The organism is Actinospineispora eucalypti (assembly GCF_039543365.1).
Lineage (GTDB): Bacteria > Actinomycetota > Actinomycetes > Mycobacteriales > Pseudonocardiaceae > Pseudonocardia > Pseudonocardia eucalypti.
The window spans coordinates 277,844-293,323 of the sequence record NZ_BAABJP010000030.1 but is presented as its reverse complement, the minus strand read 5'-3'; the positions used below and the strand labels follow the sequence as shown (position 1 = coordinate 293,323).

Here is a 15,480-nt window from a genome sequence, read left to right as displayed (position 1 = left end):
TACGTTACAAGACTTGACTGTAATGTAAGTCCGGATTAGCGTCGACGCATGACCACGGCCCAGGAGTTGATCGATCGCAGCATTCCCTTCCTCGGCGAGGTGAAGAACCGGACCGCCGGCGGAAAGCTGGAGACCTGGCTGAACGACACCCACGGTCCCGGTTCCGCGCTGTACGACGACCTGGCGCGCATGATCGCGGACGGCGTGCGCGACGGCTGGGCGGCGAACATCGAGGTGGACGGCCGCCGGTACCGGCGCAGCCGCATCGCCGAGCCGAGCGACGCGCTGAACTACTTCAGCATCACCGCCGTCTACATGGACAGCATCGAGCCGTACCGGGGGCAGTACCACCAGCACCCCTACGGCGAGCTCAACCTGGTCGTACCGGTGGACCCGGGCGCCCGGCTGATGGGGCCGCGCGGCTGGTGTGGGCCGGGCTGGACGGCCCCGGGTCCCGGCAGTCACCACTACCCGGAGGTGAAGGGCGGCGCGCTGATCGCGCTGTTCTACCTGCCCGCCGGCCGGATCTCCTACGACATCACGCCGCCGGCCGAGTGACCACCGTCGAGGATGCGCTGCTCACCCGGCGCAGCTGCCGCGCCTTCCTGCCGACGCCGGTGCCGAGGGCCGAGGTGGAGCGGCTGCTCGCGCTGGCCGCCCGCTCGGCCAGCAACTCCAACTGCCAGCCGTGGCAGGTGCACGTGCTGACCGGTGCCGCGAAGCGGGCGCTGGCCGAGGACCTGCTACGTGCGCACGACGCGGGCCGGCGGGAGGCCGGCGAGTTCGACTACCAGCCGTGCACGGACCGGTGGCCGGAGCCGTTCCGCTCGCGCCGTCGCGGGTTCGGAGAGGGGCTGTACCGGGACGCCCTGGGCATCCCGGCCGGGGACAGCGCGCGGCGGCTCGAGCACCACCGGCGCAACTACGACTTCTTCGGCGCACCGGTGGGGATGATCCTCACGGTCAGCCGGAAGCCGCTGCTCGGCGCCCTGGTCGACGCCGGCCTGTTCCTGCAGGCGCTGATGCTGGCCGCGCGCGGGGCCGGGCTGCACACCTGCGCCCAGGCCTCCCTGATCGACTTCCACCCGGTGCTGCGCCGGCACGTGTCGGTGCCGGACGACCAGGTGATCGTGTGCGGCGTCGCGCTCGGACTCGCCGACGACGGCCACCGCCTCGGTGCCCACCGCACCGCCCGCGAGCCGGTCTCGTCCTTCGCCAGCTTCTACGGCTCCGAGGTGGGCGCGCTGACCTGACCGCTGGGCACGGGGGCTTTCAGCCGCTGGTGACGCGGTCCTCGATCACGCAGGAGCGGGTGCGCGAGCGGTCCAGGAAGCGGGCCTCGTCCTTCGCCACCCGCTCGCCGGCGTCGCCCGTGGTGACGGCGGTGATCCAGGCCAGGAACGCGGTCCGGTCGGGGAAGCCGAGCTCGGTGATGGCGTCGAAGTCGAGCGAGGCGGGCTGGAAGTTGAGCTCGTCGGCGTGCTTCAGGTAGTGGCGCTTGTAGGTGGGCGGGGCCGGCGCGAGGCTCAGGATCAGCGGTACGTGCCGGTTCTCGTAGTGGTCGATGAAGTCCTGGGTGCTGACGTCGTCGCGCTTGTTCAGGTAGCCGAACACGGTGAACATCGGTGCTCCTCTCGGATAAACGGGGAGTCCCCCGTTTCGGCTCGAACCTTAACCGGGGAACTCCCCGCTTCGCAAGGTAGACTCCTCGCCATGGAGGCGGATGCCGGTCGCGGGTACCTGCGCGGGCTGGTCCGGCAGCCCAGCCGGGCCGATGCCCGGCGCAACTACGCGGCGCTGCTCGCGGCGGCCGGTGAGGTGTTCGGGCGGGACGGCCCGGACGCGTCGCTGGACGAGATCGCCCGCCGCGCCGGGGTCGGCAACGCCACCCTCTACCGGCACTTTCCCACCCGGCGGGATCTGCTGGTCGCCGCGTGCGTCGAGGAGGTGGAGACGCTCTGCCGCCTCGCCGAGGAGCTGGGCGGCGGCGGCGACCGGCCGGGTCGTGCGCTGTCCGCCTGGCTGCGCGGGTACCTGGAGCACGTGAGCCGCAACCGTGGCCTGGGCGCGGCGATGATGACCGGCACGGCCGAGGACTCGACGGTGATCGCCGCCTGTCAGCGGGCGGTCGAGCGGGCCGGTGCGGCGCTGCTGGAACCGGCCAGGCGGGCCGGCGAGGTGCGGTCCGACCTCGCCCTGGCGGACCTACTGCTGCTGGCCAACGCGGTGGCTTCGGCGGCCGAAGCCGGCGACCCCGCCGAGCCCGGCCAGGTGGACCGGCTGCTTGACCTGGTGCTGCACGGCATCGTCCGAGGTCAGGCCTGACGTCCCCGCATCGGCAGCGCGGCGATGCCGGGCAGCACCGTGTTCGACCGGTATCGGGGCGGCGACCCCGGCACGGTCTCCAGGCCGGGCATCCGCCGCAGCAACGCGCCGACCGCCGTCTCGGTCGACAGCCGGGCCAGCGGCGCGCCGAGGCAGTAGTGGATGCCCGCGCCGAACGCCACCGAGGCCGAGGTGTCCCGGTCCAGGTCGAACCGGTCCGGGTCGCCGAACACCTCCGGGTCCCGGTTGGCCGAGGCGACGAACGCGATCACCGGTTCGCCGGCCCTGATCAGCTTGTCGCCGATCCGCACGTCCTCGACCGGTTTGCGGGCGGCGGCGGAGTGCACCGAGCCGGTGCGGCGCAGGCTCTCCGCCACCGCATTGGCGATGAGCCCCGGGTCGGAAAGCACGCGGGCCAGCTCGTCACGGTGCTCCACCAGGTTGAGTACCGTGGCGCCGATCTGCTGGACCGTCGTCTCGTGGCCGGCGAAAACCAGCTGGATGACCATCGCCAGCAGCTCGTCCTCGCTCAGCCGGTCGTCCTGGTCGCGGGCGGTGAGCAGTGCGCTGACCAGGTCGTCGCGGGGCGCCCGGCGGCGCTGGGCCAGCTGCTCGCCGAAGTAGCCGAGCAGCTCGGCGGTGGCCCCGGCGGCGGCGGTCATGGTGTCCGTCCGCTTGCGCAGGTCCAGCCCGTCGCTGAACCGGGTTATCCACTCGCGCAGGTCCGGGCCGAGCTCGGCCGGCGCACCGAGCACCGCGCAGATCACCGCGCCGGACAGGGGCGCGGCGAACGACTCGACCAGGTCGAACTCGGCCGTCCGGGGCAGCGCACCGACCAGTTCCTCGGCGGTGCGGTGCACCATCGGCCGGTACTCCTCCACCGCCCGTTGCGCGAAGGCCTTGCTCACCAGGGTGCGCAGCCGGCGGTGGGCCGGCGGGTCGGTGGAGAGCAGCAGCCGGTCCAGCACCTCCAGGTACGGCCGCTGCTCCGGCGGCGCGACGCGGATCCGTTCCTCGGTCCGCTCCGGCGACCACTTGCGCCGGAACCGCCGGTCCCGCAGGAACTCCACCACGTGGTCGTGCCGGAACAGGTACCAGCACCCGTCCGCGCCCGGGGCGTACGGCTCGCCCCAGTGCACCGGGTCGTGCCGGCGGTAGTGCTCGTAGACCGCGTAGGGCTCGCGCAGCACCCGCTCCTGGTGCGGGTCGAACCGCGCGATCCCCGGCATCAGTTGATCTTTTCTCCGTACACGTGGTCGACCGCCATCTTCATGAGCACCCTACGGTCGGCGACCATCACCGACCGGTACTCCTCCCAGTCCGGGTGTTCCCCGGCGGCGGCGCGGTAGTAGTCCACCAGGGCGTCCACCTCCGGGCCGTGCGGGTCGGTGCCCGGCCCGGTGAGGGTCACGCCGCCCTCGGCGGTGGCCCAGGAGAAGCCGTCGGGGCCGGTGACCTCGAGCGCCGCCCTCGGGTCCCGGCGCAGGTTGGTCGTCTTGGCCCGCCCCTCGGTCATCGACACGTAGAGCACCTCGGCCGACCGGTCGTAGTAGGGCATGACGGGGGAGAGCTGGGGCCGGCCGTCGGACTTGAGCGTGGCGAGCACCCCGAGCCGGCTCTCCGCGAGCAGCGCGTGCGGGTCGAATGTCATATCCGGGGCAAGGCGCGGCGCCGGCCGGTTATTCCGGCTCGGTGAGCACGTCGAACGCGATCCGGCGGTGGTCGGCGAACAGCCGCAGCGCGGTGTCGGTGTCCCGGGCGCGGAGCGCCTCGACCAACTCCTGGTGCTCGTGCGAGACCTCGGCCAGGTAGCCGTGCGAGCGGACGCGCACCCGGGTGAGCAGGAACAGGTGCACCTGGCTGCGGATGGCCCGCCAGGCCTCGGCCAGCCGCCGGTGTTCGGTGGCCAGGTAGACGGCGTCGTGGAACTCGATGTCCCGGCGCACCATCTCGTACTCGTCCCTGGCCCGGCTCATCCGGGTTGCCGCGGTGGCGATGGCGTCCAGGCGCGTCTCGGACGCCTGGCTCACCACCAGCCGCACGGCCAGGTGTTCGAGCGCGCCGCGCAGGCTGTCCAGCTCGACCACGTCGGCCCGGGTGAGGGCGGTGACCGTGGCGCCGCGGTGCCAGGCGCTGCGCACCAGCCCCTCCACCTCCAGGCGCAGCAGGGCCTCCCGCACCGGCCCCCGGCTCACGTCCAGCGCCTCGGCCAGCTCGACCTCGCGCAGTTGGGCACCCGGCGGGTACGCGCCGGCGAAGATCGCGTCCCGGATCCGGTCGGCGACCTCGTCGGCCAGGCCCCGCCGCCGGGCCGGCTCAACCCTCGCCTGGTCGTTCACCCGTCCATGGTGGCATCCCGTCCGGAGACGCTCGGACTCAGCGCGCGTCGGCCAGCCGGGGTGCCCAGTCCTCGGGGGTGACCCGGGCGGCGTTGGCCGCGTAGCTGATCGCGTGGTACCAGCCGCTGAGCAGGCACAGGTCGAGCAACTGGGCCTCGCTGAGCTCGGCGGACAGGCGTGACCACAGCGGGTCCCCGATGGTCGCCGTGTCGTGCAGCGCGTCCACCGCCTCGAGCACCAGTGCGTCGTGGCCGGTCCAGCACGGATCGGCGGGGGTGCCGTGCGCGACGGACCGCACCTGTTCCTCGGTGAGGCCCGCCCGCTCGCCGAAGACCGCGATGTGCACGCCCCACTCGTAGTCGCAGCCGCACCGCGCGGTGACCCGGTCGATGACCAGCTCCCGGTCGCGCAGGCTCAGGGAGAGCTGGCGGCTGAGGTAGTACCGCCCCCAGGCGTTCAGCCCGGCGGCCATCGGCAGGTTGCGCGCGAAGGTGCGGAACAGCCGGATCGGTTCGGTGCCGGGCGCGCTGAGCGCGGCCAGCCGCTCGGCCACCTCCGGGTCGTACGGGGGTTGCAGCGGTTCGATTCGGGGCGTCACGGGCGGTGCCTCCTCGCTCGAGTGTTTCTTTTTCAGAAACGGACGACCCGATGCTAACGTTTCTTTTTCCGCAACACAAAGGAGTTCGCCGATGCCGCGGATCCCGGGCCGGCCGGTGCGCGGTTCGACCACCGGCCGGCCGATCATGGCCGCGCTGGACCTGCTCGGCCGGCGCTGGACGCTGCGGCTGCTCTGGGAGCTGCGGGACGGGCCACTGGGCCCGCGCGCGATGCTGGGGGCCTGCCCCGGGCTGTCCTCCTCGGTGCTCTACCGGCGGATCGGCGAGCTGGTCGACGCCGGCCTGGTCGAGCGCCAACCGGACGGCAGCTACACACTGACCGAGCTGGGCGGGGACCTTGGCGAGGCGATCTCCCCGCTCAACCGCTGGTCGGAGCGGTGGGCCGGTTCACTCGAGGCGGCACCCTCGGCACCAGGTCGGGCAGTACAGCGGCACCGGCCTCGGTGATCCCCACGTCGCCTTGCGCAGGCCGGGGCTGGTTACCGGCGCGTATACACTCTGCGGGTGGTGAGCGTCGACGAGGCCTGCGCGGAGACCGGGACAGCCGGTCGGCCCGACCGCCGGGCGCTGCTCGTCGAGGCCGCGCGGGAGCTGTTCACCGAGCGGGCCTACGACGAGGTCACCACCAGCGAAATCGCCAAGCGGGCCGGCGTCGCCTACGGCTTGATCGCGCACCACTTCACCAACAAGCGCGGCCTCTACCTGGCCACGGTGAACACCGCCGCGGACCGCCTCCGCGCGGTGCACGAAGCACCGCCCACCGGGGACACTCCGGCGGCGATGCTGCGCGAGGGCATCCTGCGGCACATCGCGTTCGTCGAGGAGAACGTGGAGGGGTACTTCGCGCTCATGCACGGGGGCAGCGGTTCGGACCCCGAGGTGCGCGCGATCATCGAGGACTTCCGCTGGACCGCCGCGACCCGGCTGATGCGCATGCTGGGTGTCCAGGAGCCGTTCCGCCCGGTGCTGCGCACCGCGATGCACGGCTGGTCCGGGTTCATGACCGAGTCCCTGATCGACTACCTGCGGAACTCGGACCTGCCCCGCGAGGACCTGGCGACCCTGGTGGTGCGCGCGCTGATCGCCACGCTCCGCGCGGCGCACGCGATCGATGCCGGGATCGGGATCTCTCCGCGCCTCATCGACGAACTGGCCTCGTAGCTCGCTCCCCGACGGGGTCCGGGATGAGCCGCCGTCCAGCGTCGGGGGAGGACCGGCCGGCGGCTCATCCGGCGTGACGACGCTACAGGTCCGAGCGTCGAAGTTGGTGGAACATGTTCTCGCGTGTCGCACCGGAAACGGCCGTTGCCGGTCCAGGCACACCCGCGGACCCCGCCTGTGCAGCAACGAAACTGCTTTCCGGTCGTTGAACGTGGCGCGGCTCACATCGGGTATCGGCGAGCCGAGTCGGGGGAGGAGTCGCTGTCCGGAGCGGGGAGCACGCGGCCGGGCAGCAGCTTCCCTTGGCCCTCTGGCCTGCGGCGTCGGTGTGGGTGCCGGGCCGGCAAAATGCGTTTTCACCCATCCGGCGCGGCAATTGGTCGAAACCGGGGGATCGGATCCCTACTGAATTTATTCCGTTTCCGTGTCCGGTCGCGCCACGCGCTCGGCGCTCGGGTGTCCGTCCGGGTCCGCTGGCCCGAGGTTTACCGGATCGGGCGGTTTAAGCCACCAGATCGGCGTTTTTTTACCGTTCGGTGATCTAACGAATGTTAAATGCCCGGACGGCCGCCGCCGGGGACGCGGCGGTGCGGAGGGCAGGTCGTCGCCCGGGTTAGGGGGAGTCTCCCGGGCGACGACCCTGTGTCGCCGCGACGAATCGCGACGAGGCAGCGGATCCTACTCCGGGTAGGTCGCTCGTTGACGGCGGGTCTCACATGTGCGCGCCGATGCCGGCGAGGAAGTTGGCCAGCGGCTCGGAGTCGTGATCACGACGCCACGCGGCGGCCAGTTCCACCCGGTGGTGGGCGTCCCGGATGGGGCGCAGCGCGACGCCCCGGCGCCGTACCGCCTCGACCGACTCGGGCACCACGGCGCGCCCGACCCCGGCGGCCACCAGCCCGAGCACCGTCTGTACCAGCCACACCCCGCGCTGCGCGGCCCTCGGCGCGATGCCCGCGTCGGTGAACGTCGCCGCCACGGCCGCGTGGATTCCCGGTATGTCGTGCTGCTCGGGGAGCACGAACGGCTCGTCGCGGACCTCCGTCAACGACACCTCGCCGCCGGCCGCCAACGGGTGTCCCTCGGGCAGCGCCAGCAGCAGCCGCTCGCTGGACAGCCGGTGTTCGGCCAGCTCGGGCTCGCTGAACGGGCGGTAGAGCAGGCCGACGTCGACCCGCCGCTCACGGACCGCGCGCAGCAGTGGGTCCGGGGCCAGCTCGCGCAGCACCAGCTCGACCTCCGGGTAACCCTCGCGGAACGCGAGTAGAAGTTCCGGGAGATCGCCGTTGATGGCGGTGGGCACGAACCCCACGGTCAGCCGGCCGACCGCCCCGGCGCCGACCCGGCGCACCATCCGGGCGGCGTCGTCCAGCTCGGCGAGCAGGCGGCGGGCCTCGGGCAGCAGCGCCGCGCCGGCCGAGGTGAGGCGGATGGTCCGGCGGGTCCGGTCCACCAGCGTCACGCCGAGGTCCTTCTCCAGCAGCGCGATCTGCTGGCTGAGCGGCGGCTGGGCCATGTGCAGGCGTTCGGCGGCGCGGGTGAAGCTGAGCTCCTCGGCGACCGCGACGAAGTACTGGAGCCGGCGGAATCTCATATCTAGAAGATATGGGACTGCGTTGAACAGATGTTGGACATCTGGAAGTTTCGGTGGTGTCGTTACGGTATGGCTTCCCCCACCACCGCGCCCTCACCGCCGTCGCTGGTGCGCGACGTGGCCGGGGCACTCTCCGGCGTGCGCGCCGGGGCCGTTCTGATGGTCGGCGGCTTCGGCCTGGTCGGCGCTCCGCTGACCCTGATCGAGGGCCTGCTCGCGCGGCCCGAGGCGACCGACCTCACTGTGATCAGCAACAACCTGGGGGAGCCGGGCCGCGGCCTCGGCCGGCTGCTGCTGGAGGGTCGGGTGCGTAAGGCCGTCGGCTCGTACTTCACCAGCAACCCGGACGTGGTGGCCGCGCACGCGGCGGGCCGGCTGGAGATCGACCTGTTGCCCCAGGGCACGCTGGCCGAGGCGATCCGGGCCGGCGGCGCGGGCATCGGCGGGTTCTACACGCGCACCGGCTGGGGCACGGCGCTGGGGGAGGGCCGCGAGGAGCGGGTGATCCGGGGCGAGCCGCACATCTACCAGGAGAGCCTGCGCGCCGACGTGGCCCTGGTCAGGGCGCGCGCGGCGGACGAGCTCGGCAACCTGGTCTACGCGAAGACCGCGCGCAACTTCAACCCCGACATGGCGACCGCCGCCGACCTGGTGATCGCCGAGGTCGACGAGGTCGTCCCGGCCGGCGCGCTGGACCCGGAGGAGATCGTCACCCCGCACCTGTTCGTGGACGTACTGGTGAGGAGGACCCGATGAGCGACATTCAGCGGCGGATCGCGGCGCGCGTGGTCCCGCACATCCCGGCCCGATCGGTGGTCAACCTGGGCATCGGCATCCCCACCATGGTCGCCGACCACCTGCCCGACCACGCCGCCTACCTGCACACGGAGAACGGCCTGCTCGGTGTCGGCCCCACCCCGGCCCCGGACCGGGTCGACCCGGACCTGGTGCACGCCGGCAAGCAGCCGGTCACCGCGCGGCCGGGCGCCGCGTACTTCGCCAGCTCGCAGTCGTTCGGGATGATCCGGGGCGGGCACGTCGAGGTGGCGGTGCTCGGCGCGCTGCAGATCGACGCGGCCGGCCACATCGCCAACTGGGCCATCCCGGGCAAGCCGGTGCTCGGCGTCGGCGGGGCGATGGACCTGCTCGTCGGCGCGCGGACCGTGGTGGTGGCCACCACGCACACCGCCAAGGACGGCTCGCCCAAGATCGTGGCGGAGTGCGCCTTCCCGTTGACCGCGCGGCGGCCGGTGGACGTGGTGGTGACCGAGGCGGCCACCTTTCGGGTGATCGACGGCGGGCTGGTGCTCACCGAGGTGGCCGACGGGTTCACCCTGGAATGGGTGCGCGGGCACACCTCGGCCGACTACCGGGTGGCGGTCGAGCCGGCACGGGTCTGAGAGGTGGACGGCGGGATGGGTGACGGCTGGGAGCCGGTGGATGCCGAGGACCCCGAGTTCGCCGCGCTGCTGGTGGACAGCCACCTGCGTGTGGTCGGGCGCCCCCTGGTCCCCGGGCCGCCGCCCGGCCCGGAACTGGCCCGCTGGCTGTACCGCGAGACGCCGGTGGCGCTGCTGGCCCACCGTCCGGGCGCGGACCCCCGGTTCTGCTACGCCAACCGGGCGGCCCAGCGGCACTTCGGCTACGACTGGGCCGAGTTCGTCGGGCTGCCGTCCCGGCTCTCGGCGGCGGACGTGGACCGGGCGGAACGCGCCCGGCTGCTGAGCGACGTGGCCCGCGACGGGTTCAGCGACGACTACCGGGGGCTGCGGGTGGCCAAGTCCGGCAGCCAGTTCTGGATCGAGAACGCCACCGTGTGGAACCTGGTGGACGCCGAGGGCCGCCTGCACGGCCAGGCGGCCGCGATCCGCTCGGTCAGCCCGGCCTGAGCCGGCAGCCGGCCGCCAGCTCGCGCAGCGCGGCCGCCCGGATCTTGGTGCCGTTGGTGCCGGAGGTGGTGGGCATCTCCTCGATCACCCGCACGACCGAGGGCACCTTGAACGGCGCCAGGCCACGGGCGCACCAGTCCCGCAACGCCGCCGGGTCGGGTGCGGTGCCCGGCTCCGGGACCACGAAGCCGACGGCCACCGTGCCGCCGTCCTCACCGGGGATGCCGACCACCTTCGCGGTGTGCACCTCCGGATGCGCGGCCAGGCGCAGCTCGATCTCCGCCGGGTCGACCAGGAAGCCGCGCAGCCGCAGCGCGTCGCCCATCCGGCAGACGTAGCCGAACACCCCGTCGTCGACCATGGTGCCCAGGTCGCCGGAGTGGAACCAGCCGTCCTCGGTGAACGCGTCCGGCACCTCGGCACCCAGGTAGGCGTCGACCACGTTGGGGCCGCGGAACTGTAGCTCGCCCTCCTCGCCCGGGCCGAGCACCCGCCCGGTGGCGGGGTCGCACACCCGGACCCGGATGCCCTCGTGCACCACCCGGCCGCCGCCGGACCAGCGGCCCGGCTCCGGTTCGGCGTGCGGCCAGAGTGACGTCAGCGCGAACAGCTCGGAGGAGCCGTAGACTCCGGAGGTCAGCGTGCCGAAGCTGTCCCCGGCCCAGGCGGCCAGCTCGCGGGAACGCCCCTGGAAGTCGGCGGCGCCCCACCAGCGCCACGCGGAGAGGTCACGCGGGCGCTCCCGCCAGGCCTCGGCCAGCCGGAGCACCAGGTCGTCCCCGCCGACCACGTGGGTCACCCGGTGCTCCGCCATGTCGTCCAGCACCTGGTCGGCGGCGAACACCGGGGCGAACACGCACACCCCGCCGGCGGCCAGCGCGGCCATCGCGGTGTTGTATCCGAACACCCCGGAGAGCGGCAGGGCGCACAGCACGCGGTCGCCCTCCGCAATGCCCAGCGCCGCCGCGTCCGCGACGGCATGCGCAAGGACACCCGCCCCGGCGTGCGCCGCCAGCTTGGGCCGGCCGGTCGAGCCGGAGGTGGTGAACGCGACCACGAGGTCCGCCGGGTCCGACGCCGTGACGCCGCCGTCGGTCCCGCCCGGCACCCAGGCACCGCCGCCGACGTCCGCTCCGCCGGGGTCGGGCGCCGTGCGGCCCGGCCCGGCGATCACCGCGACCGGCGGGCCGGCCGTGTCGCCGACCGCCGCCTTGAGCCGCCCGACGAGGTCCAGGCCGTGGAAGTCGTGCGCCAGCGCCACCAGCACCGGGCGGGCCCGGTCCAACACGTGCCGGACTTCCTCGACGTTGTACCGGGTGTTGATCCCGATCACGTGCGCCCCGCGCGCGGCGGCGGCGAACTGCCAGGCCAGGGCGTCGGTCCAGTTGGGCAGCCAGACCGCGACACAGTCTCCGGCACCGACACCCCGCTCGCGCAGCTCCTCGGCCAGCGCGCCGGTGCGCCGCCACAGCTCGCCCCGGGTGACCGGGATGGTCTCCCCGGCGGGTCCCTTGTCCAGCGCGACGACCGCATCCGGGTCGCGCTCGGCGAGCCGGCCGAGCAGGTCCGGCAGATCACTGGGCAGCGGTCCGGGAGTGGGGTGCGCCGGGACCGGGTGCGGCGGGACGGCGGGCTCGCGCTCGGCCGGGTCGGTCATGCCGCCACCCCGTTCTCCAGCTCCACCAGCCAGCCGGCCAGCACCTCGTCGAAGCCCTCGATCTCTTCCATCGGATAGTGCCCGATGCCGTCCAGCACGGTGTACCGCGCGCCCGCGATGCGGTCGGCCGCCCACCGCACCCTGGCCGGTTCCAGCCACAGGTCGTCCGTGCCGACCACCAGGTGGGTGGGGCAGCTGATCCGGCGCAGCCGGGTGCGCAGGTCGTGGGTGGTCCAGCCGATCAGGTCGGACGTCGAGACGGTGGGGTCCTCCCGGCGGTGCATGGTGGCGATCAGCTCGGCGCGGGCCTGCGGCACCGAGCGCCCGACCACGGCCAGCGTGCCCAGGTGGGTGCGGTCGGTCCGGCTCGGCGCGGCCACGTCGGAGAGCTCGCGGCGCAGTCCCCGCTCGCTCGGCGACCCGCCGGCCCAGGCATCGGCGGCCATCGCGACCACCCCGGCCAGCCGGTCCGGCGCCCGGCAGGCCAGATCCAGGGCGATCTTGCCGCCGATCGAGCAGCCCACCACGTGGCAGTGGCGGAGCCCGAGCACGTCGAGCAGCTCGAGACACCACTCGGCGTAGTCGCCGAGATCGGTGACCGGGCCACCGAGGGCCGGCTCGGAGCGGCCGTGGCCGGGCAGGTCGGGCACCACCACGCGGAAGCCGCGCGCGGCGAGGCCGCCGGCGACGTGTCGCCACTGCGCCCCGCTCTGCCCGGCGGTGTGCAGGCAGAGCACCGGGATGCCGGTCCCGTGCTCCTCGACGAAGCAGGTCGTGCCGGCGACGCGCAGGTATCTCATGCTGGCTCCTCGGCGGCGGTTCGGGCGGCGTCCGCCAGCAGGTGCAGCGGGCGGGTCAGACGCAGGTACTCGTAGCCGTTGCCGCGCACGGTGAACCGGCCGGCCATGGCGAACCGGGTGAACTCGTTGGCCGGCGCGGTGACCAGCTCGGTCCAGGTCAGCTCGTCGGCCTCGACGGTGAAGGTGGGGCCGAGGGCGGGCCGCCCGGCGACCTCGATCACCCGGCCCCGGTACACCCGCAGACCCACCTCGTGCTCGCCCGCGCGCAGGCCGATCGCGCCGTCCCAGCCGGCCAGGGCGTCGGCGAAGCCCGCCGGGAGGTTCGCGGTGAGCGTCTCGCCCCAGGCCACCGTGCCGAACGCCCGCCCGGCCGGGTCGGGGCCGGAGCCGCTGGCCTCGAACAGTGCCGAGGTGGTGCCCTCCTGCACGGTGCCGCCGCGGTCGTCGACCAGGCGCATGTGCCGGGTGACCACGCCCCGCCCGCCGTCGGTGGTCCGCCGGCAGCGCACCACCGTCATCCGCAGCCGCACCGTGTCACCGACCCGCAGCGGCCGCCGGTAGTCCCAGTGCGTGTTGAGCAACCCGAGCACCGCCGGCCCGTGCAGGCCGAGCCCGTGCAGCAGGCCCATCGCCACGGCGATGCCGAACGGGCCGTGCAGCGGGCCGTCCGGGCCGGCGTGCAGCGGGTGGTCGTCGCCGGACAGCTGGGTGAAGGCGGCCAGGTCGTGCGCGGTGATCGTGCGCGGCCGGCTGGTGAAGGTCTCGCCGACGGTGAAGTCCTCGAACCAGCGGCCCTGCGTGGTTCGCGGTTTCGGCGCCTGTTCGGTTTGCATGCGCTCCCTTCGCCGGCCGGGGCTATGAACGAACGTTCTTACACAATCGAGCCAATCACGGCGTCTCGCGGCCCGTCAAGGTGATGAGATGTACTAGCCTGAGCGCTATGAACAGTCGTTCACCTGGGTCTCAGCTGGCCGATACCGGGCGGGGGAACGAGGCCGCGATCCTGAACGCCGCCCTGGCCGCGTTCGGGGCGCAGGGGTTCAACGGCGCCTCCATGCGAGAGGTGGCCAAGGGGGCGGGCACCAGCCTGTCCAACCTGTACAACTACTTCCCCTCCAAGTCCCACCTGCTGGCCGAGGTGCTCCGGCACGTGAACGCCGAGCTGGAGGCCCGGCTGCGCCGCGCGGTCGGCGAGGCGGGCGACGATGCCGCCTCCCGCCTGCGCGAGGCGGTGCGGGCGTACGTGGGGTTCGTCGTGGACGAGCAGCTGGCCATGCTGGTGAGCACCGCTGAGGTCCGCTACCTGCGAGGGGAGGACCGGGAGCGGTTGGTCGCGGCGCGGGACCGGACGCAGTCGATCTTCACCGAGATCGTGGAGCAGGGAGCGGCCAGCGGCGAGTTCCGCACCCCGTACCCGCTGGACGCGGCCCGGGCGATCCTGACCATGATCAGCTCGGTGGCCACCTGGTACCGGCCGGACGGGCGGCTGTCCCGGGGTCAGCTGTCCGAGCAGCACGCGCGCTACGCACTGGCCCTTCTGGAGGGGCCGCTGCCGCACCGCTGAACCCGCCCGGTTGCTCGATGGCGGTCGACGTGTCTATCGTAAGAACGAGCGTTCGTACCGACGCGAGCGACGTGGCCCCGGCCGGAGGTTTCCCGATGCCCGCTGAACACGTATCCGGCGAGGGCCCGCTCGACACGCGGCCGGGGGAGCGCCCGGGGAACCCCCGGATGGGCCGGCTGGCCGCCGCCGCGGTCTTCGCCACCACCCTGGAGTGGTTCGACTTCCTGATCTACGCCACGGCTGCCGCGCTGGTGCTGGGACCCCAGTTCTTCCCGTCCGCGAACCCGGTGGCCGGCACCCTCGCCTCGTTCGCCACCTTCGCGGTCGGGTTCGTGGCCCGGCCGCTAGGCGGGATCATCGCCGGCAACGTCGGCGACCGGTTCGGCCGCAAGCCCCCTCTGGTGGCCGCCATGTTGGTGATGGGCGTGGCCACCTTCACCATCGGCGTGCTGCCCGGTTACGCGACCATCGGCGTCTGGGCGCCGATCCTGCTGGTGGTGGCCCGCCTGGTGCAGGGCCTCGGCGTGGGCGCGCAGTGGGGCGGCGCGGCGTTGCTGCTCACCGAGCACGCCCCGGTCGAGCGGCGGGGTTACTACGGCAGCCTGGTGCAGACCGGCGCGATCTTCGGTGCGGTCGCGGGAAACATGTTCTTCCTGGTCCTGACCACCGTGCTGACCGACGAGCAGTTCACCAGCTGGGGCTGGCGGGTGCCGTTCCTGACCGGCCTGCTGCTGGTGCTGATCGGGATCTATGTGCAGCTCAAGATCGAGGACACCCCGGTGTTCCACGAGCTTCGCCAGCGCGCCGCCGACTCCCGGCAGGAGGCCGGGTTGCGCAAGGCGCCGCTGGTCGAGGCGGTACGCCGGTACTGGCGGGAGATCCTGCAGGCCGCCGGCGCGTTCTTCGTGGTCAACGCGACCTTCTACATCCTGATCAGCGGCATGCTGGACTACGCGACCAAGACCGTCGGCATGTCCAGGGGACAGATCCTGCTGTGTGTGATGGCCGCCGGCCTCACCCAGGTGGTGACGATGCCGTTCTTCGGCGCGCTGAGCGACCGGATGGGCAGCCGCAAGAAGCTCTACCTCACCGGAACGGTGCTCATGGCCGCGTTCGCCTTCCCACTGTTCTGGCTGGTGAACACCGGTTCGGTGGTGCTGGTCTTCCTGGGGTTGCTGATCGGCTTCACCATCCACGCGACCATGTACGGGCCGCAGGCCACGCTGTGCGCGGAGATGTTCCCGGCCGACGTGCGCTATTCCGGTGCGTCGCTGGGCTACCAGTTCGCCTCGGTGTTCGCCGGCGGCCTGGCCCCGTTCATCATGACCGCACTGCTCGCCGCCACCGGTTCCTCGTGGTCGCTGTCCCTCTACATCATCGCGGCCGCGGTGGTGACCTTCGTAGCGGTGGCCACCATCAAGGAACGGTTCCGCCGGGACCTCTACGAGACCTCGTCGGGCTGATCGTCGTAATCCGCGAGCGCCCTCGCGGTCATCCGCCGCACGCCGGCTGACAATGGCACCGGCACCTCCAA

General features: G+C 72.8%; 19 protein-coding genes. 10 read left to right on the top strand and 9 right to left on the bottom strand.

Going from position 1 to position 15,480, the window contains the following annotated elements:
* Window positions 1-48: 48 nt before the first annotated feature.
* Window positions 49-558: a 4-hydroxylaminobenzoate lyase gene (locus ABEB12_RS26485; protein ID WP_185062474.1), complete on the top strand. Its 510-nt coding sequence runs from the start codon at window positions 49-51 to the stop codon at window positions 556-558.
* Entirely contained in the window at window positions 555-1,253 is a 699-nt protein-coding gene (locus tag ABEB12_RS26480; protein WP_185062473.1) for a nitroreductase family protein, read from the top strand. The genes ABEB12_RS26485 and ABEB12_RS26480 overlap by 4 nt, the downstream gene beginning before the upstream one ends.
* Window positions 1,254-1,272: 19 nt before the next feature.
* Here ABEB12_RS26480 and ABEB12_RS26475 read toward each other — a convergent pair whose 3' ends face one another.
* Entirely contained in the window at window positions 1,273-1,623 is a 351-nt protein-coding gene (locus tag ABEB12_RS26475) for an EthD domain-containing protein (protein ID WP_185062472.1), read from the bottom strand.
* A 90-nt stretch (window positions 1,624-1,713) separates the two neighbouring features.
* Between ABEB12_RS26475 and ABEB12_RS26470 the strand changes: the two genes are divergently transcribed.
* Window positions 1,714-2,325, top strand: a complete 612-nt coding sequence (locus tag ABEB12_RS26470; protein WP_185062471.1) for an SbtR family transcriptional regulator — start codon at window positions 1,714-1,716, stop codon at window positions 2,323-2,325.
* On the opposite strand, the gene ABEB12_RS26465 is transcribed toward ABEB12_RS26470, so the two are convergent.
* The 4 genes from ABEB12_RS26465 to ABEB12_RS26450 are packed head-to-tail and all read right to left on the bottom strand — an operon-like array spanning window position 2,316 to window position 5,262.
* The gene (locus tag ABEB12_RS26465; protein ID WP_185062470.1) at window positions 2,316-3,554 is read right to left on the bottom strand and encodes a cytochrome P450; all 1,239 of its coding nucleotides are present in this window, start codon (window positions 3,552-3,554) and stop codon (window positions 2,316-2,318) included. The genes ABEB12_RS26470 and ABEB12_RS26465 overlap by 10 nt on opposite strands.
* Window positions 3,554-3,976 (bottom strand): TIGR03618 family F420-dependent PPOX class oxidoreductase, encoded by a 423-nt coding sequence (locus ABEB12_RS26460; protein ID WP_185062469.1) that lies wholly within the window; start codon window positions 3,974-3,976, stop codon window positions 3,554-3,556. Before ABEB12_RS26460 ends, ABEB12_RS26465 begins: the two co-directional genes overlap by 1 nt.
* 28 nt (window positions 3,977-4,004) lie before the next feature.
* Window positions 4,005-4,664: an FCD domain-containing protein gene (locus ABEB12_RS26455; RefSeq protein ID WP_185062468.1), complete on the bottom strand. Its 660-nt coding sequence runs from the start codon at window positions 4,662-4,664 to the stop codon at window positions 4,005-4,007.
* Window positions 4,665-4,701: 37 nt separating this feature from the next.
* Window positions 4,702-5,262 (bottom strand): carboxymuconolactone decarboxylase family protein, encoded by a 561-nt coding sequence (locus ABEB12_RS26450; protein WP_185062467.1) that lies wholly within the window; start codon window positions 5,260-5,262, stop codon window positions 4,702-4,704.
* 91 nt (window positions 5,263-5,353) lie between these two features.
* Between ABEB12_RS26450 and ABEB12_RS26445 the strand changes: the two genes are divergently transcribed.
* Together ABEB12_RS26445 and ABEB12_RS26440 are read left to right on the top strand one after the other, a co-directional pair.
* Complete coding sequence (locus tag ABEB12_RS26445) at window positions 5,354-5,728, top strand: winged helix-turn-helix transcriptional regulator (protein WP_185062466.1); 375 nt, start codon at window positions 5,354-5,356, stop codon at window positions 5,726-5,728.
* 57 nt (window positions 5,729-5,785) lie between these two features.
* Window positions 5,786-6,442 (top strand): TetR family transcriptional regulator, encoded by a 657-nt coding sequence (locus ABEB12_RS26440; RefSeq protein WP_221498202.1) that lies wholly within the window; start codon window positions 5,786-5,788, stop codon window positions 6,440-6,442.
* Between the two features lie 712 nt (window positions 6,443-7,154).
* Here ABEB12_RS26440 and ABEB12_RS26435 read toward each other — a convergent pair.
* On the bottom strand, window positions 7,155-8,036 hold the full coding sequence (locus tag ABEB12_RS26435; RefSeq protein WP_185062465.1) for a LysR substrate-binding domain-containing protein: 882 nt from the start codon (window positions 8,034-8,036) through the stop codon (window positions 7,155-7,157).
* 69 nt (window positions 8,037-8,105) lie between these two features.
* On the opposite strand from ABEB12_RS26435, the gene ABEB12_RS26430 reads away from it, so the two are divergent.
* Genes ABEB12_RS26430 through ABEB12_RS26420 form a run of 3 tightly spaced genes read left to right on the top strand, consistent with a single transcriptional unit; the run spans window position 8,106 to window position 9,925 of the window.
* The gene (locus tag ABEB12_RS26430; RefSeq protein WP_185062464.1) at window positions 8,106-8,792 is read left to right on the top strand and encodes a 3-oxoacid CoA-transferase subunit A; all 687 of its coding nucleotides are present in this window, start codon (window positions 8,106-8,108) and stop codon (window positions 8,790-8,792) included.
* Entirely contained in the window at window positions 8,789-9,436 is a 648-nt protein-coding gene (locus ABEB12_RS26425) for a 3-oxoacid CoA-transferase subunit B (RefSeq protein WP_185062463.1), read from the top strand. The genes ABEB12_RS26430 and ABEB12_RS26425 overlap by 4 nt, the downstream gene beginning before the upstream one ends.
* Window positions 9,437-9,451: 15 nt before the next feature.
* Window positions 9,452-9,925, top strand: coding sequence for an MEKHLA domain-containing protein (locus ABEB12_RS26420; RefSeq protein ID WP_185062462.1), 474 nt, complete (start codon window positions 9,452-9,454; stop codon window positions 9,923-9,925).
* Here the strand turns inward: ABEB12_RS26420 and ABEB12_RS26415 are convergent.
* The 3 genes from ABEB12_RS26415 to ABEB12_RS26405 are packed head-to-tail and all read right to left on the bottom strand — an operon-like array spanning window position 9,912 to window position 13,215.
* Window positions 9,912-11,582, bottom strand: a complete 1,671-nt coding sequence (locus ABEB12_RS26415; RefSeq protein WP_185062461.1) for an AMP-binding protein — start codon at window positions 11,580-11,582, stop codon at window positions 9,912-9,914. The genes ABEB12_RS26420 and ABEB12_RS26415 overlap by 14 nt on opposite strands.
* Complete coding sequence (locus tag ABEB12_RS26410) at window positions 11,579-12,382, bottom strand: alpha/beta fold hydrolase (protein WP_185062460.1); 804 nt, start codon at window positions 12,380-12,382, stop codon at window positions 11,579-11,581. Before ABEB12_RS26410 ends, ABEB12_RS26415 begins: the two co-directional genes overlap by 4 nt.
* A complete protein-coding gene (locus tag ABEB12_RS26405) occupies window positions 12,379-13,215 on the bottom strand; it encodes a hotdog family protein (protein ID WP_185062459.1) in 837 nt (278 codons plus the stop codon). The genes ABEB12_RS26410 and ABEB12_RS26405 overlap by 4 nt, the downstream gene beginning before the upstream one ends.
* A 107-nt stretch (window positions 13,216-13,322) precedes the next feature.
* On the opposite strand from ABEB12_RS26405, the gene ABEB12_RS26400 reads away from it, so the two are divergent.
* Both ABEB12_RS26400 and ABEB12_RS26395 read left to right on the top strand, forming a co-directional pair.
* Window positions 13,323-13,946 carry a TetR family transcriptional regulator gene (locus ABEB12_RS26400; RefSeq protein ID WP_185062458.1) on the top strand — a complete coding sequence of 208 codons (624 nt, stop codon included), beginning with the start codon at window positions 13,323-13,325 and terminating at the stop codon, window positions 13,944-13,946.
* A gap of 95 nt (window positions 13,947-14,041) precedes the next feature.
* Window positions 14,042-15,409 (top strand): MFS transporter, encoded by a 1,368-nt coding sequence (locus ABEB12_RS26395; RefSeq protein WP_185062457.1) that lies wholly within the window; start codon window positions 14,042-14,044, stop codon window positions 15,407-15,409.
* Window positions 15,410-15,480 lie beyond the last annotated feature (71 nt).

Excerpts from the sequence above, each read along its gene's own strand:
- ABEB12_RS26485 (WP_185062474.1), top strand. The coding sequence starts at position 49 with ATGACCACGGCCCAGGAGTTGATCGATCGCAGCATTCCCTTCCTCGGC.
- ABEB12_RS26475 (WP_185062472.1), bottom strand. The coding sequence starts at position 1,623 with ATGTTCACCGTGTTCGGCTACCTGAACAAGCGCGACGACGTCAGCACC.
- ABEB12_RS26470 (WP_185062471.1), top strand. The coding sequence starts at position 1,714 with ATGGAGGCGGATGCCGGTCGCGGGTACCTGCGCGGGCTGGTCCGGCAG.
- ABEB12_RS26465 (WP_185062470.1), bottom strand. The coding sequence starts at position 3,554 with ATGCCGGGGATCGCGCGGTTCGACCCGCACCAGGAGCGGGTGCTGCGC.
- ABEB12_RS26460 (WP_185062469.1), bottom strand. The coding sequence starts at position 3,976 with ATGACATTCGACCCGCACGCGCTGCTCGCGGAGAGCCGGCTCGGGGTG.
- ABEB12_RS26445 (WP_185062466.1), top strand. The coding sequence starts at position 5,354 with ATGCCGCGGATCCCGGGCCGGCCGGTGCGCGGTTCGACCACCGGCCGG.
- ABEB12_RS26435 (WP_185062465.1), bottom strand. The coding sequence starts at position 8,036 with ATGAGATTCCGCCGGCTCCAGTACTTCGTCGCGGTCGCCGAGGAGCTC.
- ABEB12_RS26430 (WP_185062464.1), top strand. The coding sequence starts at position 8,106 with ATGGCTTCCCCCACCACCGCGCCCTCACCGCCGTCGCTGGTGCGCGAC.
- ABEB12_RS26425 (WP_185062463.1), top strand. The coding sequence starts at position 8,789 with ATGAGCGACATTCAGCGGCGGATCGCGGCGCGCGTGGTCCCGCACATC.
- ABEB12_RS26420 (WP_185062462.1), top strand. The coding sequence starts at position 9,452 with ATGGGTGACGGCTGGGAGCCGGTGGATGCCGAGGACCCCGAGTTCGCC.
- ABEB12_RS26415 (WP_185062461.1), bottom strand. The coding sequence starts at position 11,582 with ATGACCGACCCGGCCGAGCGCGAGCCCGCCGTCCCGCCGCACCCGGTC.
- ABEB12_RS26410 (WP_185062460.1), bottom strand. The coding sequence starts at position 12,382 with ATGAGATACCTGCGCGTCGCCGGCACGACCTGCTTCGTCGAGGAGCAC.
- ABEB12_RS26405 (WP_185062459.1), bottom strand. The coding sequence starts at position 13,215 with ATGCAAACCGAACAGGCGCCGAAACCGCGAACCACGCAGGGCCGCTGG.
- ABEB12_RS26400 (WP_185062458.1), top strand. The coding sequence starts at position 13,323 with ATGAACAGTCGTTCACCTGGGTCTCAGCTGGCCGATACCGGGCGGGGG.
- ABEB12_RS26395 (WP_185062457.1), top strand. The coding sequence starts at position 14,042 with ATGCCCGCTGAACACGTATCCGGCGAGGGCCCGCTCGACACGCGGCCG.